At 42.1% G+C, this 13,650-nt stretch carries 9 protein-coding genes; 3 read left to right on the top strand and 6 right to left on the bottom strand.

Annotated elements, in window-relative coordinates:
* The first annotated feature begins 198 nt into the window (after nt 1-198).
* Complete coding sequence (locus OQZ33_RS05470) at nt 199-897, top strand: phosphonatase-like hydrolase (RefSeq protein ID WP_265798048.1); 699 nt, start codon at nt 199-201, stop codon at nt 895-897.
* A gap of 112 nt (nt 898-1,009) precedes the next feature.
* Here OQZ33_RS05470 and OQZ33_RS05465 read toward each other — a convergent pair whose 3' ends face one another.
* From OQZ33_RS05465 to OQZ33_RS05440, 6 genes are all read right to left on the bottom strand, one after another.
* A complete protein-coding gene (locus OQZ33_RS05465; RefSeq protein ID WP_265798047.1) occupies nt 1,010-1,579 on the bottom strand; it encodes a helix-turn-helix domain-containing protein in 570 nt (189 codons plus the stop codon).
* Between the two features lie 493 nt (nt 1,580-2,072).
* Nucleotides 2,073-2,978, bottom strand: a complete 906-nt coding sequence (locus OQZ33_RS05460) for an ectonucleotide pyrophosphatase/phosphodiesterase (RefSeq protein ID WP_265798046.1) — start codon at nt 2,976-2,978, stop codon at nt 2,073-2,075.
* A 59-nt stretch (nt 2,979-3,037) separates the two neighbouring features.
* Nucleotides 3,038-4,396, bottom strand: coding sequence for a DUF5690 family protein (locus tag OQZ33_RS05455; protein WP_265798045.1), 1,359 nt, complete (start codon nt 4,394-4,396; stop codon nt 3,038-3,040).
* A gap of 95 nt (nt 4,397-4,491) precedes the next feature.
* On the bottom strand, nt 4,492-5,694 hold the full coding sequence (locus OQZ33_RS05450; protein WP_265798044.1) for a glycoside hydrolase family 27 protein: 1,203 nt from the start codon (nt 5,692-5,694) through the stop codon (nt 4,492-4,494).
* Between the two features lie 254 nt (nt 5,695-5,948).
* A complete protein-coding gene (locus tag OQZ33_RS05445) occupies nt 5,949-8,255 on the bottom strand; it encodes a glycoside hydrolase family 95 protein (protein ID WP_265798043.1) in 2,307 nt (768 codons plus the stop codon).
* A gap of 227 nt (nt 8,256-8,482) precedes the next feature.
* Entirely contained in the window at nt 8,483-9,724 is a 1,242-nt protein-coding gene (locus OQZ33_RS05440; RefSeq protein ID WP_265798042.1) for a hypothetical protein, read from the bottom strand.
* Between the two features lie 310 nt (nt 9,725-10,034).
* Here OQZ33_RS05440 and OQZ33_RS05435 point away from each other — a divergent pair, with 310 nt between their 5' ends.
* Nucleotides 10,035-12,224 carry an alpha-galactosidase gene (locus OQZ33_RS05435; RefSeq protein WP_265798041.1) on the top strand — a complete coding sequence of 730 codons (2,190 nt, stop codon included), beginning with the start codon at nt 10,035-10,037 and terminating at the stop codon, nt 12,222-12,224.
* Nucleotides 12,225-12,314: 90 nt separating this feature from the next.
* Nucleotides 12,315-13,634 carry a DUF6055 domain-containing protein gene (locus tag OQZ33_RS05430; RefSeq protein WP_265798040.1) on the top strand — a complete coding sequence of 440 codons (1,320 nt, stop codon included), beginning with the start codon at nt 12,315-12,317 and terminating at the stop codon, nt 13,632-13,634.
* The last annotated feature ends 16 nt before the right edge of the window (nt 13,635-13,650 follow it).

The raw sequence follows: 13,650 nt of genomic DNA, 5'->3' as shown, positions 1-13,650 counted from the left end.
ACAAAAGTGAGCATTTAATGTTTAGCTAAAGTAAACAAATGTTAACTTAAATGTTAATATTTGCTAAACTTTTGTTTAGTATTACTGATATCTATATATTTGTTCGACGATTTTGTCCATGCGTTAAACACGAACGTTCTTGGTGATAAAATCACTCGCAGATTCATAAGATATAAAGATTAACCCTACAATAGAAAAATGCACTCAAAAATCAAAATGGTCGTATTTGATATGGCCGGCACCACTGTAAATGAAGATAACCTGGTTTACAAAACCCTGATGAATGCCATCAACGAAGCAAACTATTCCTTCAGCCTTGAGCAAGTCCTTGCTGTTGCAGCAGGAAAAGAGAAGAGGGAGGCCATTAGATCTGTTTTACGCACCTACGGAGGACATTTTGAAGAATCCGATATTTCAATCATATACGACAATTTTATCAAGAACCTTACCGTTGCTTATCAGAAAGAGGAAATTTTGCCGCAGCCGGGTGCCTTAGCACTTTTCAAAAAGCTTAGGGATAACAACATTCTATCCATTCTGGACACAGGTTATGACCGCTCAACAGCTGAATCTATCATCAATAAACTTGGCTGGAAAGCGGGCATTGATTTCGATACCTTAATTACCGCCAGCGACGTAGATCAAAATCGCCCGGAGCCTGATATGATCCTGCTCGCAATGAAAATACACAATGTAACCGATGGCAGGTCAGTTGTCAAGATCGGCGATTCAAGTATTGATATCGAGGAGGGCAAAAATGCTGGATGCGGACTAAGCATCGGTATTACTACTGGTGCACATACCAGAGAACAACTCTTAGCTGCAAAACCTGACGCTATCATTGATAACCTAATGGAAGTACTTAACATCATCTCTGGTGAACAGGTTTCTGCATAACTCTTTATTTCTCGTCTTCTCATCAAATGCCGGCAGAATTGCCGGCATCTTGATTTAAGGCCCACGCAATCCTGCTAATTGAATTTTAACCACGAGCATCTACAGACAAGCCCTAGTCGAAGAAATAGATAACAAGCATCAGGGCCTTACTTTTGCTCTTGTTGATGGGTGCATGAGGCATCCTTCCATCAAAAAACATGGAATCACCTTTCTTCAGGGTCACATCATTTTTCTCAAATCGGTAAACCACTTCACCCTCTATGATATACTTAAACTCAAAGGCCTCGGTTACGACCATGTCCCGCTTAGCACCCGGCACCAACTCCAGCAAAACAAAATCTGTAGTGGCATTTTTTATGGCCCTAGTAAAAATACGCTGATAGGCATACCCATCGGCCTCTTCCTTTTCAAAAGTCTCTAATTCATCTTTTCTGACAATTAACATCGGAAGATCATCCTTATTAAAATTGATGTCCCGGAAAAATGTGTTGATATCTACGTTCAGCGCCTTGATGATCTGAATCAATACGATTAGGGATGGTACCGTCCTGCTATTCTCTATCTGGGAGATGAGTCCCTTGGTCACATCCGCTCGGTCCGCAAGCTCTTGTAAGGTAATATTGAGTGCTTTCCTACTCTCTTTTATTTTCTGACTGATTTGAAGAATTGCATGATCTTTCATAATTTTTCTAAAACGGTAAAAATAGCATTAATAGCGAGAACAAAGCAGTACCCAAAAGAATAATCCAAAAAGTAACCACAATTATTACTGATCGCACAAGCAAGGGATATCTGACATATTCCGCTAGCCACCCAGCGCTTGTGTCATACCTTTTCCGCCAATGGCAATCTTGGTGTGGATGGATATCTTTCGCTAAGGAATGCCTAGATGAGCCCAATCCAGGCTCAAGGCTAACTATTCATCAGTTGATTTTGAAGAGGTATTGCAATCAGTCTTGCCGGCTATTGAATAGCCAGTGAAGATCGACTGATTTCCATAGGGAGCTAGAAGTGAATACTCCTTGCTGACGGATTTGATGGATTGCAACTGCCCCAAAGATGTACTGAACGCAATTCTGCCCACGCATTAGGCAATCAGCACTTGTGATAGATCGCAACATGCGCTTGCTCAATATCCTAATTTTTCCCAAACGTATTGGGGGGTAAACAACGGGTTATCTGAAAATATCCTCAGGAATTTCCCCTGTCCATACCGTAGGCAATTTCCTGATTCCAAATATCCTGGCCAATACCAATGATGTGTTTTTGTTTGAATTATAGATATTGGTCAAACCCTTGGTCTTGATTTTTGGCCCTGTAATTGCCCAGGGAATCTCCATCTCTGACCTGGAAACACCACCATGCCCTTTATTAATGCCCCCGTGGTCGGTAATGAGCATGAAGTGGGTGCCCTTATATAAATCTGCAGATTTCAGTCTATCCAGAAGCTTACCAATTGCCAGGTCTGCCTCTTCTATCGCTTTTATGTATGGGTCTGTCATCCAACCATAACCATGGCCGGCATGATCGGTATGCACGCTGTACAGGAAAACAAGGGTTGGATGAACCCTGTTTTCCAACAAGAAATTAAATGCCTTATCATAGTTTTGGCTGTATTGATCATTTTCTTCAAATGACACTTCATCAAGATATTTTTTGTTTATCGGATTGATGAGCTCTTTCCAGTTGTAATAATAACCAATTCTTGATTTTGGTAAATCCTCTTTCAAAACCTTGAATATGGACGGATAGTAATCATCGCTATCAGTTTGCAAAGGTGGCAACAAATGTTTTTGCAAGGTCCAGTCATTGGCAGTAATCCCATGTTCCTCAGGACCCGAGCCAGTTAAATGACTCGTCCAATTGGGTAGTGTTACCGATGGCATTACCGGGCGTGTAGTGAGTGAGATGACCCCATTGGCAAAAAGTTGATCAATGTTGGGATGTTTGGCAACTTTAAAGCCTTCTGTGCTGAAGCCATCAAGGCCGATTATCAAAACTCTTTTTGAATCCTTTTGTCCGAATACGGAAATAGAGCAACAGCTTAATAGTAATAAGATCTTAAGAATAGGGGTTTTCATATAATTAAAGTGATTATTGGATATAAATAATTGGTTTATGGAGCGAAAAGGGTTTAGGATCATTTCAATAGCAGCTCCCATTTATTTGCTGAAACCCCTGTTTCAATCTTCTTGCCAGCCTCGTTTTTGACTACCCTTTTTAACCTACTCAAAAAATAGATAAGTGATAGAATAGCGGCTAAAGTTGTAATCAGTGAGGTGATCAAGAGCGATTGGTTAAAATAATTCGACCATGTGATGCCCTTACCAGCCAACTCATGAAAAATAAGCAATATAAAGCTCCCCAAATAGCCTACAGAATCAACGATGTAAATCAGGAACCCGACATTTGCCTTATAGTGTAGACTGGCAATCATCCGCTCAAAGAAAATAGCATGAAAAGGAATGTATGCCACATAAATCCCGAGTCCAACTACGGTCATCCATATTGTCGGCTTCAGGTAACCTAGATTATAGGACAAGGTTCCCAACCCGATGAGCGCACAACCAATGATGACGATGTAATGAACCCAAACAAATGCCCTGATATTATTTTTAACCAGCACCAACATAGCAACAACACCCAATACAATTACCGCGATTATCGAATCTGTCTTGGCATAGATCACACTAGACTTTATACCCAGTCCCGCCCAGATCTCAACCTCAAAATTATCACGAATATCCCTTATGCAGGTGAGCAGGCCATAGATAACCAAAACAAGTAAGATTCCAGGCAAGAATTCCATCAAGAACTTTTTCCGCTGTTCGCCATCCATTGCTATCCTTTCGATTCGATGTTTCCTGTCAGATTCGGTGGGTCCCGGAAGGAGTTCCAGCGCAAGTACGAAAAGCAACATCGGAAGAACAAATAATAAACCGGTTGCAAAAGGCATCCAGAATTCGGTGACTGAAAATATTGACATCAAGTATCGAGCAATACTCTTTACGAATCCTGCCGCAAAGACTAGGCTCATCGCCATAATGGCGCCCATAAGCTCAGTCATTCTCCTACCCTCCAGATAACTGAACACCAGTCCCCAGATCAAGCCGAGCGGAAAACCATTCAACACGAGCATGGAGATGTTATAGGGTGCGGGTATAACCGCAAAACCCAAAAGCGCCATCCATGCAATAAAAATCAAGAGAAGAATGTACCTGGCACGATGGTTCTTTCCATACTGGGAAATGAACTTTATGCCATAAAACTTGCTGAAAGTATAGCCAAGCATTTGGGCAACGATGATACAAACCTTATAGTCAACACCGAAAAAAGATGAATTATCGAATGTACCAGCAGAAAACGCCTTTCTAAAGGCATACATAGATGTGTAGCAGCCAAAGGCAGCCAGTCCGCCGATAATCGCAATCGTCAAGTCTGGCCACTTCGCTATCTTTTGACGCAGGAAAAGTTTAATTTGTCTAGGTTCAATTAACATTTGATGTTGTAAAAAATTTGTCAATTCTTAATATCGTTGGGATAATGTCGAATGCACGATTAGTTTTTCAAACGAAGATATAACACTTAAGATTTTCAAATGCGCTTTAACCTCATTAGCTTCGTTTCGTGGCATAGGATTTTGCCCGACCACCCTGAACGCTTACCCAAGTTTCTATGCGCCCACAAATCCCTTGTTTCGTATTTGCCCTCCATGCCCAACGCTCCAAAGCCCAAGTTAACCGTTTGCGGCGAAGGCATCTTGTTCAAGATTGCTATAGCCACATCACCATTCTCCAAAGGCCGTATGAAGACATCCAGTTTATCGGTCTTAATCCTGCGCTGTGCCTGTTTACCCAAGGGGTCTTGATTTAACGCGATCACCTCTTGATTGGTTAAAATTGTCTTGGTTTCATTATCCATTTCGCGGATATCGCAACTCGCATATAATGGCGAATTGAGCATGCAGTACAAGCTCATTTGACTTTGATATTCTTCCTTGGTACAACCCGTAGCATTGTAAGCCGATGACGGACCTTCTTTTCCATGTAACCCAGCTACCAACATGTCTCCATCGTTCCACTTACCGGGACCTGAAAAATTCGAGAGTTCGGCATTTTTATCTATCACATTGTATATTCCAATACCGCCCTTTCCCTCCACATCAATCCATTTATCCCTTATATCAAAAGTGGTACGCCAACTTTGTCCCCCAACCTCCGCTGCCCACTTCCATGGCTCACGAGGGCCCCATTCACATACGCCCAGCAGAATTGATCTGCCAGATTTTCGTAAAGCATCTGCCATCTTCTTATATCTGGCCCGTGCCGAATCCACATCAGCAGGAGCATTGCAATAATCATATTTAAGATAATCTATACCCCAAGAGGCAAAGGTCCTGGCATCCTGATCCTCAAAGTTTAGGCTTCCGGTATAATGGCCACATGTTAATTGTGCGGCATCTGAGTATATGCCAAGCTTCATCTTCTTATCATGCAGGTAATCAGCTAACGCCTTAATGCCCGAGGGAAATTTTTTAGCATCCGCAATGATGTTGTTCTTGCTGTCCCTCCCTCCCTGCCAGCAATCATCCAAGAAAATATAGTCGTAGCCCGCTTCAACCATACCACTCTTCACCATTGCATCGGCCATGTCCATGATATCTTTCTCTTTGGGATGATCTGAAAGCAGGTTCCAGCTCATCCATCCCATGGGAGGCCTTTGTGCGAGAATGGTATCTTGTGCAGATGCCAAATGAGCTGAGAGGAATAGAATTAAATAGGTCCTTAAAAACTTCATGTAAATAGATTGATAGAGCTGCTCAATACCTCTTCTTTATATTGAGGAATCAAGCAGCTATTTATAAAGATAAACAAGCCCAATGAAGATGTTAATTAAGCTCTCGTCCAAATAGTATTCAAAAACATGAATACATAAACACCTAAAAGACAATATATTAATATCAATAAAACCCAGAAAAACAACAGCTGACCCAGAAAAACCGACCATTGTATTACCCCATATTAGCACTTTGGGATCAATTATTACTTAAACTATTGCCCTATTTTAAAGGGTAGATTACTGATTACGTAACTCTGATCCTTAAGGGTCGAAAATTCGATCTCGTTTGCGCTTAAGAATTTAAACACAATGTTTCTGCCCTTGCTATCCCTAACGACTGCCTTGCTGATGTCCTTAAAGTAGACCCTGCAATTTGTTCCTGCGCCTGAATAAATGCTGGCCGAGCTCTCGCCATTAATGTTCCATTTGATACCTACAGTAAAATTTCCATTGGCTTTCAATCCGGTAATCTCCCCTTTTGGCCAAACGCTGGGAATTGCAGGCAATAACTGCAATTTACCGAGGTGGCTTTGCAGGAACATTTCTGTTATTCCCGCCGTTATACCAAAATTCCCATCTATTTGAAAGGGCGGGCCATTTAGCAGATTCTCATATACCCCGCCCTCGTCATAGGTGATATCGGTTGAGGTGATGTGCACCAAGGCATTTCTTAATAACTGATGTGCATGATTTCCATCGAGTAATCTTGCCCAACAGGCCAGTCTCCAGGCCAGGGCCCAGCCGGTAGAAAGATCTCCCCTCCCCAGAAGCGACCTTTTTGCAGCTTCACTGTAAAGCGTATCCATTAATGGAGATATTTGCTTTCCTGGGTAGAGGGCAATTAAATGGGACAGGTGCCTATGCGTGTTTTTAGGTCCCGAGTATTTTTCCTCAATGGCGGCATCATTCCATTCCACAAGTTGACCCCATGTGCCGATCTTTAGTCCATTGTCAAGTTTTTTGAGTGTTGCAGCCAATCGGGATCGGTATGCTGAATCTTTTTCCAGTACTATACTGGCCTCCATAGTGTTGCTGAGCAAGTCCCAAATGAGTTGCTGCGCATAGGCGACACCACCCTCAACATTCCATGGACCGATTTCGGGAGACCACTCCTTGGGTGCAAATAATTTCCCATCACGCTCCACCAATCTGCCCAACCAATAATCACAGGCAGCCTTCATCACGGGGTATGCCTTGGTAGCTAGATACCTTTTATCGAGGGTATAGGTGTAATGTTGCCACATGTGCATACAATACCAAGCATTGGCAGGACGGGTCTTTGCCCAATCCCCAAAGCCAAAGATGTTATTTTGCACCCATTGCGACCAGCCTTCGGTTCCATCATCTTTTGCGGCCTTTCGCCAAGATGGCTGAATCAGTGCCTCATGATAGAGATAATCTGTCAAAGTTTGATGTAATTCTGATAGATTGGTAGTTTCTGCCGGCCAATAATTCATCTGAACATTGATGTCACTGTGCAGGTCTGCCTGCCAGGCAGGATTACTTGAGTTGTTCCAAAGCCCCTGAAGGTTGGATGGAAGCGCTAGTCCACGGGCTGAGGAAATCATGAGATAGCGACCATACTGGTAATATAAAACCTCTAGATAAGCATCGCTTTCTCCTTTCATATAAGCGGAAAGCAACTCATCTGTAGGCTGTAAGCTTTTGGTCTGCCCCAGATTTAAGTTAACCCTATTGAAGAGGGAATGATAATCGCTAACATGGTTGGTATAAAGTTTATCATAAGCCATTTGGGCTGCCTTTTTATTTCTTTGGCTAACCTTGGCGTAAAGCAAATTTGCATCCCCGCTGATGTAACCTGGGGCTAATGGGTCGTAATTTGTACCCATCGAGAGAATCAAGGTTGCAGCATTTGCGTTTTTGACACTGACCTTTCCGCTTTCTGATAGTATGGTACCTCCATCATTTTTTACGGAGAGCTGCGCTGCAAAATCCAGGATATCCAGCTTTCCAACTTGATCAATGGCATTTCCCTTGACCTTGATGGTTGGAGCAGATTTAAGATCCTGATGGGGATCCTCGATGCTGGCGGTAAAATTGATCATACCCTTTGCACTTGCGCTCAGGCGGATGACGATCACCTGATCTACGTAGCTGCAAAAATACTCACGGATAAAGTGTACTCCGTTTACGGTATAAGATACCCGTGACACTGCATTCTGCAGGTCGAGCTCCCTGCGGTATTGCTCGACCCTCTCTACTTTTGGAAACTCCAGAAAGAGATCCCCAAAATTTTGGTAGGATCCTCTTTTTGTTGTACTGCCACTCCATAATGTCTTGTCATTATACTGGACGTGTTCCCTTTCAACTCCCCCAAATACCATTGCGCCGATCAGCCCATTACCGATGGGCAAACCACCACTCATCCACTTGGTGGCGGGCGCTCTATACCAGAGCGTCAAATCAGATGAGGGAGCCGGAGCCTGACCCCGGAATGTCTGTCCGCTGGCAAAATGAAATGAAAGCAATAGTAGGAAAAAGTAGATGTATCTTTTCATATATTATATTTAAAAACCCGGATCAACGGCGATCTATTTTTAGGTTCAGATCGAGGGATAAATTTAAAGTGGTGAGGCCTGATTGCATTATTCTACAACGTACAAATCGACCACAAAAAAATGTATGACCAAAACATTGGCATACAGCGTTTTATGATCCAATAAAAAACAGATTATTGCCCCTATTTCAAGGGTATTGGGATATACCTTTAGGGTGAAGACTTTGTTTAATATATTTCCTTGGTCCTTAGGTCCTCTAGTTCTGGCGAACGTACCCTCCCGATACCATTGAAAACCACCTTAACGCCCATCACTCTTCCTATTTCATTTTTGTAGCTTGTGCTCAGCACTTTCTTGCCTGCAATGTACAGTTCAACATGCTTATTCCTCACCCTCAACCTGACCTCTCCCCCATCCTTAAAATCATACCCCATATTACCAAGATACTTTGATGATCCATTGACCTTGAGCTCTGAGAAATTATATTCTGAAAATGCTGCACAACTCGGTTTATACATCGTAACGAGATGACGGCCTTTCTCGCCCAATATGATAATTGTCGACTCAATACATTGAACACCTGGACGGCTTGCTTCGGCCTGCAGATTACAGGTGAACTCAAAATTCTCACCACTTATCTTACTGGAATGAATATTGCTAAAGCCCACGAGGAAAGGTTTGGACAAATCAAGCCCTGCAGAATCAAGTTGGTTAGCGGAAACGAATAAATTTTCCTTAGAAAGCGTGCGAAGGCCAGCAATTGGAAAGGCTCTCAAACTGTCATTACCAGAATTGGCTACCCAGCCTTTTGTCTGTAAATATACCGTAGCTGTATCGATTGGCTTTCCCTTATATAAAAGCTTAACATACACAACGCCCGGGTTCCTGAAAAATTGGGTAACCTCCCGTTTCCCAGAAATAGTAGTCGCAGCTGCCTCATCCATAAAGTCAAGACCAAATTTTTCATTTTCGTCTAAGGGACTATTCGCACTTAACTTGAAAACGGCAGTATGGGGTACCTCACCAAAGGGATTCTCACAAATCAATGAAACATGGTCAGGATCTACGTAATTCTCTCTAAAGATATAGATCAGCGAGACACTGATCACAAAAATTGCCAAGAGCACCACAATTAGCGACCTGATCCTAAACTTCGGCGCTTCGGGAATTTCTTCCTGAACCGGTTCCTCAGGGGGAGTTGCATTCGGTGGCGGCACCTGAACTTCAATTTTATCTGTATTGGAAACCGTGAAAATCAACTCATATTCCTGCCAGTCGCGATAACCAATAAATTGAGCAAGTGCATCTCGTGTAGCTTTATGCGGAAAATATCTTTTGGGCGTCTTTAATCTTCCGAAAATCCGTTTTAAAGTGTTTTCGCTTATATACACCTTGGTCTGCCGAGCAAGCTGACTACTCAAGGAATTGTAGTCTGCCGTACGCCATTCTGCGATAGGCTTCCCCCCCATCTTCTGTATTATCTGCCTACAACATGCGTCAAGCAAGTTGAAAAACCCATCACCTATCTGTTGTACAGAATTCGACTCCATAAACTATATTACGCTGACTGACAAATTGTTATCACTACAATAAACTGTTTAAACTTTGTATGTTGCTTCGCATGTAAATCTGCTTTCAACAGGATAGATTTGTATTATTCCAAAGTTGTGCAAACCAATTCAAACATAAAAAAAAATAAGCCAATAATCTAGCGAATAAACACTCCATTTGTTCCTATTCTGTGAAATATTATTCCAATAAGCCTTACTGATCTACCTTATGAAAAAAACCCATCTCGTATTCATCGTCTACCTTTTAACTGTTGCAAGCACCAGTATGGCACAAAAACATTTTAGAATAGAGACCAAAAACAATATACTCTTATTATCAACCGACAGCGAAAACGCACTGGTTTCAGATTATTTCGGTAAACGTATTGCTGATATCAGTGAATATCCCGCTATATCCGCACTCGACAAATTCAAGCCTGGATCAGACGATCTATATAATAAACGGGAAGCTTACGTTGCATCTGGATCTACAAACCTTTTGGAACCGGCACTTAGCATTACACATGCAGACGGTAACAAATCTACCGTATTGGCGTTCTCAGAAGTGCAGGAAAGACAACTCGATGCAAATAGAAAGTTGACGACAATCACCTTAAAAGACCCTAAGTATGATTTTCAGATTGCCTTAAATTATCTAAGTTATTTCAATGAGGATGTTGTGGAGCAATGGGCGGAAATATTGCATCATGAAAAGGGCAACATCACGCTTAACAAGTATGCATCGGCATGCCTGACCTTGACAGGGAAAAAGTTTTTCCTGAAGAACCAATATAGCAGCGCAATGCGTGAAATGAGATCTGAAGAACAGCAATTGCTACATGGGATGCGTACATTGGACTCTAAGTTAGGTACCCGAAACAACCTACTGCACTCCTCTTCATTTATGGTCTCCCTTAACGGCCCCTCGACAGAGGACACCGGAGAGGTAATTGCCGGCTCCCTTGAGTGGTCAGGTAATTTCAAGCTGGATTTTGAGACTTTCGACGATTATTTCCTGAGGATTACCGCAGGAATAAACAACTTCTCCTCAAATTACACATTGAAGCCATCTGAAAGGTTTGTTACCCCACGCTTTGTCTATACCTACTCTCAAAACGGAAAAGCCATGGCCAGCAGAAACCTCCATAATTGGGCAAGAAGGTATCAGTTGGCTGATGGAGGCGGAGACCGTTCTACCCTGTTGAACAATTGGGAGACCACCTACTTTGATTTCAATGATGAGAAATTGAATGAGCTGGTGCAGGACACCAAAAAACTGGGCGTAGATGTTTTCTTGCTAGATGACGGCTGGTTTGGCAACAAATACCCAAGAAATGGAGCAAGTTCAGGATTGGGCGATTGGGACTTTAATAAGCAGAAACTCAAAAATGGCATTGCGGGAATTGGTAAGGAAGCAACGGATAAGGGCATTAAATTTGGTATATGGCTAGAGCCGGAAATGGTCAATCCAAAAAGCGAGCTTTATGAACAGCACCCCGACTGGATTATCAGGCAACCCGAGAGAAAGGAGTTTTACATGCGAAACCAACTCGTTTTGGATCTGACCAACAAAAAGGTCCAGGATTTCATATTCCATGTTGTTGATGAAACTTTTAAGCAGGTTCCAGATTTGGCCTTTATCAAGTGGGACTGCAATTCCTTGATCTATAACGCCCATTCTCCGACCCTTAAAAACCAAGACCATTTTTATATTGAGTACGTCCGTGGGCTTAATAGCGTGTTGGAAAGAATCAGGAAGAAATATCCCAAAACCCCTATGATGCTTTGCGCAGGCGGAGGTTCCAGAGTGGATTATGCAGCTCTTAAATATTTTACCGAGTTCTGGCCCAGTGACAATACCAATCCATACGATCGCATTTTTATTCAATGGGAATATTCCTATTACTTCCCAGCGCTTGCAGTAGACAATCATGTTACGGATATGGGAAAACAGTCCATGAAATTTAAGACAGACGTTGCCATGATGGGAAAATTAGGCTATGATGTAAGGGTAAATGAGCTTTCCAAAAACGAGTTGCTTTTTAGTCAAGATGCGATAAAGAATTATAATAGGTTTAAGACAACAGTTTGGCATGGAGATCAATATAGATTACAGGATCCCTATGAAAATGATGTAGCATCATTGTGTTATGTCAATCAGGCCAAGGACGAGGCTGTTGTATTTAATTATTTCATGGCTACTCGTAACGCTACCAAACAGGCTATTCCAATCAAAATGAAAGGGCTCGATCCGAGTATTCGCTACCGCATAACAGAGACCAATATTTTTCCTGGGACCAAATCTCCTATCGATAGTACCAAATCGTATTCCGGCGACTTCCTGATGAACGTTGGCTTTAATCCAGAGGTTAATGATCGCAGGACCAGCGTTGTACTTTTGATCTCTGCTGTAAAATAACGCTATAATCAATCTACCTTAAAGCTTATTGAGTGTTCAGATTATCCGAGCTATCATCCCTGAAAAAAACAGAAAAAAAATTGCCCTAACATGAGAACAACCCGTTATTCCATTGCTTTATTATTGGCCTTGCTTTTGAACTACCAGAAATCTGTAGCCCAGGAAAAGGAAATATATTTTCCCTCGAGAATATCTACGGTACCAGCCAACAATGACTTTACCGATAACGGCAGTGAATACAGCAATAAACGAAGCGCACAATCGACCAATTTTGTAGTCTATTGGGCCAAGGAGTATGGTGATCAACCGCTAGAGAACCAAGATATCAATAAAAGATTCGATATCAAGCAGGGACTTGCCGAATTGGAGCGTTATTATAATTTCTACATCGAAGAACTCCATGTCCTTAAAAAGGGTAAATCTGTTAGTGATCGATATAAAATATTATTTTTTATTACCGGAGGGAAAAATCAAACTGCCTATGGTTGGGGTGCTGACGATAAGGTTGGCATCTTATGGTCCCCGGCCTCAAGGATAAATAAGCAGCCCTACGGTGTTTTGGCGCATGAACTTGGTCATGTCTTTCAATTTCTTGCCGGTTGTGATAATGGTGGCGTAAGTTTCAATGGGCCAGTCAATGAGATGGGTGCCCAGTATCTGCTATGGCAAGTCTATCCAGACTGGCTTAACTTTGAAAATTACCACTTGAAAGCTTACTTGAAAAATACCTTTCATGCTTTTTTACATCCAGAGAATCAATACAGGGCTCCCTTTGTGATCGAATACTGGGCAGAAAAACATGGGAAAGATTTTTATGGCAAACTGCTTTCATCGGTAAAAAAGGATGAAGATCCTGTTCAAACTTATGAGCGTATCACCCAGACAAACCAAAAGAAATTTAATGACGAGATGTTTGAGGCATGTAGTAAGCTGGTAACCTTTGATCTGAAGCGAATAGAACGCATCGCATCAAAATACGCAGATTTAAACCGCACCCCAATTAAAGGTGATGAGAATGGCTGGGAGAGCCCTGATTCGAAATATCTACCAGAAAACTATGGCTACAATGCCATTAAACTTGAGCTTCCAAGTAAAGGGAGTAAAATAAGTATTCAGTTTGATGGCAAAATGAACAAAACCAATAGCAATTCAAAAGTCAACAAGATGGGTTGGAGATATGGCTTTGTTGTCCATAAAAAAAATGGTGAGAGAAGCTATAGCAAAGTTTCTTCTAAAGCTAAGTGGCATCTTAACTATCTCGTACCCAAAGAAGCCGAACAACTTTGGCTTGTGGTGATGGCTGCACCTGATGTGCACACCAAGCTTCCGAAATCGATAAAAGAAACAAAACAGTTTTCTTATCAATTTAAGCTTGGTGGAACTGCCGTATTGAAAGAAGATTTGAATTGATTTGAGGCGTGCTGCG

The organism is Pedobacter sp. MC2016-05, from assembly GCF_026239735.1.
Taxonomy (GTDB): domain Bacteria; phylum Bacteroidota; class Bacteroidia; order Sphingobacteriales; family Sphingobacteriaceae; genus Pedobacter.
This window is presented reverse-complemented; position numbering and strand designations above follow the sequence as displayed.

What these genes read in the sequence shown, in the direction of transcription:
- OQZ33_RS05470 (WP_265798048.1), top strand. Translation starts at nt 199, where the DNA reads ATGCACTCAAAAATCAAAATGGTCGTATTTGATATGGCCGGCACCACT.
- OQZ33_RS05465 (WP_265798047.1), bottom strand. Translation starts at nt 1,579, where the DNA reads ATGAAAGATCATGCAATTCTTCAAATCAGTCAGAAAATAAAAGAGAGT.
- OQZ33_RS05460 (WP_265798046.1), bottom strand. Translation starts at nt 2,978, where the DNA reads ATGAAAACCCCTATTCTTAAGATCTTATTACTATTAAGCTGTTGCTCT.
- OQZ33_RS05455 (WP_265798045.1), bottom strand. Translation starts at nt 4,396, where the DNA reads ATGTTAATTGAACCTAGACAAATTAAACTTTTCCTGCGTCAAAAGATA.
- OQZ33_RS05450 (WP_265798044.1), bottom strand. Translation starts at nt 5,694, where the DNA reads ATGAAGTTTTTAAGGACCTATTTAATTCTATTCCTCTCAGCTCATTTG.
- OQZ33_RS05445 (WP_265798043.1), bottom strand. Translation starts at nt 8,255, where the DNA reads ATGAAAAGATACATCTACTTTTTCCTACTATTGCTTTCATTTCATTTT.
- OQZ33_RS05440 (WP_265798042.1), bottom strand. Translation starts at nt 9,724, where the DNA reads ATGGGGGGGAAGCCTATCGCAGAATGGCGTACGGCAGACTACAATTCC.
- OQZ33_RS05435 (WP_265798041.1), top strand. Translation starts at nt 10,035, where the DNA reads ATGAAAAAAACCCATCTCGTATTCATCGTCTACCTTTTAACTGTTGCA.
- OQZ33_RS05430 (WP_265798040.1), top strand. Translation starts at nt 12,315, where the DNA reads ATGAGAACAACCCGTTATTCCATTGCTTTATTATTGGCCTTGCTTTTG.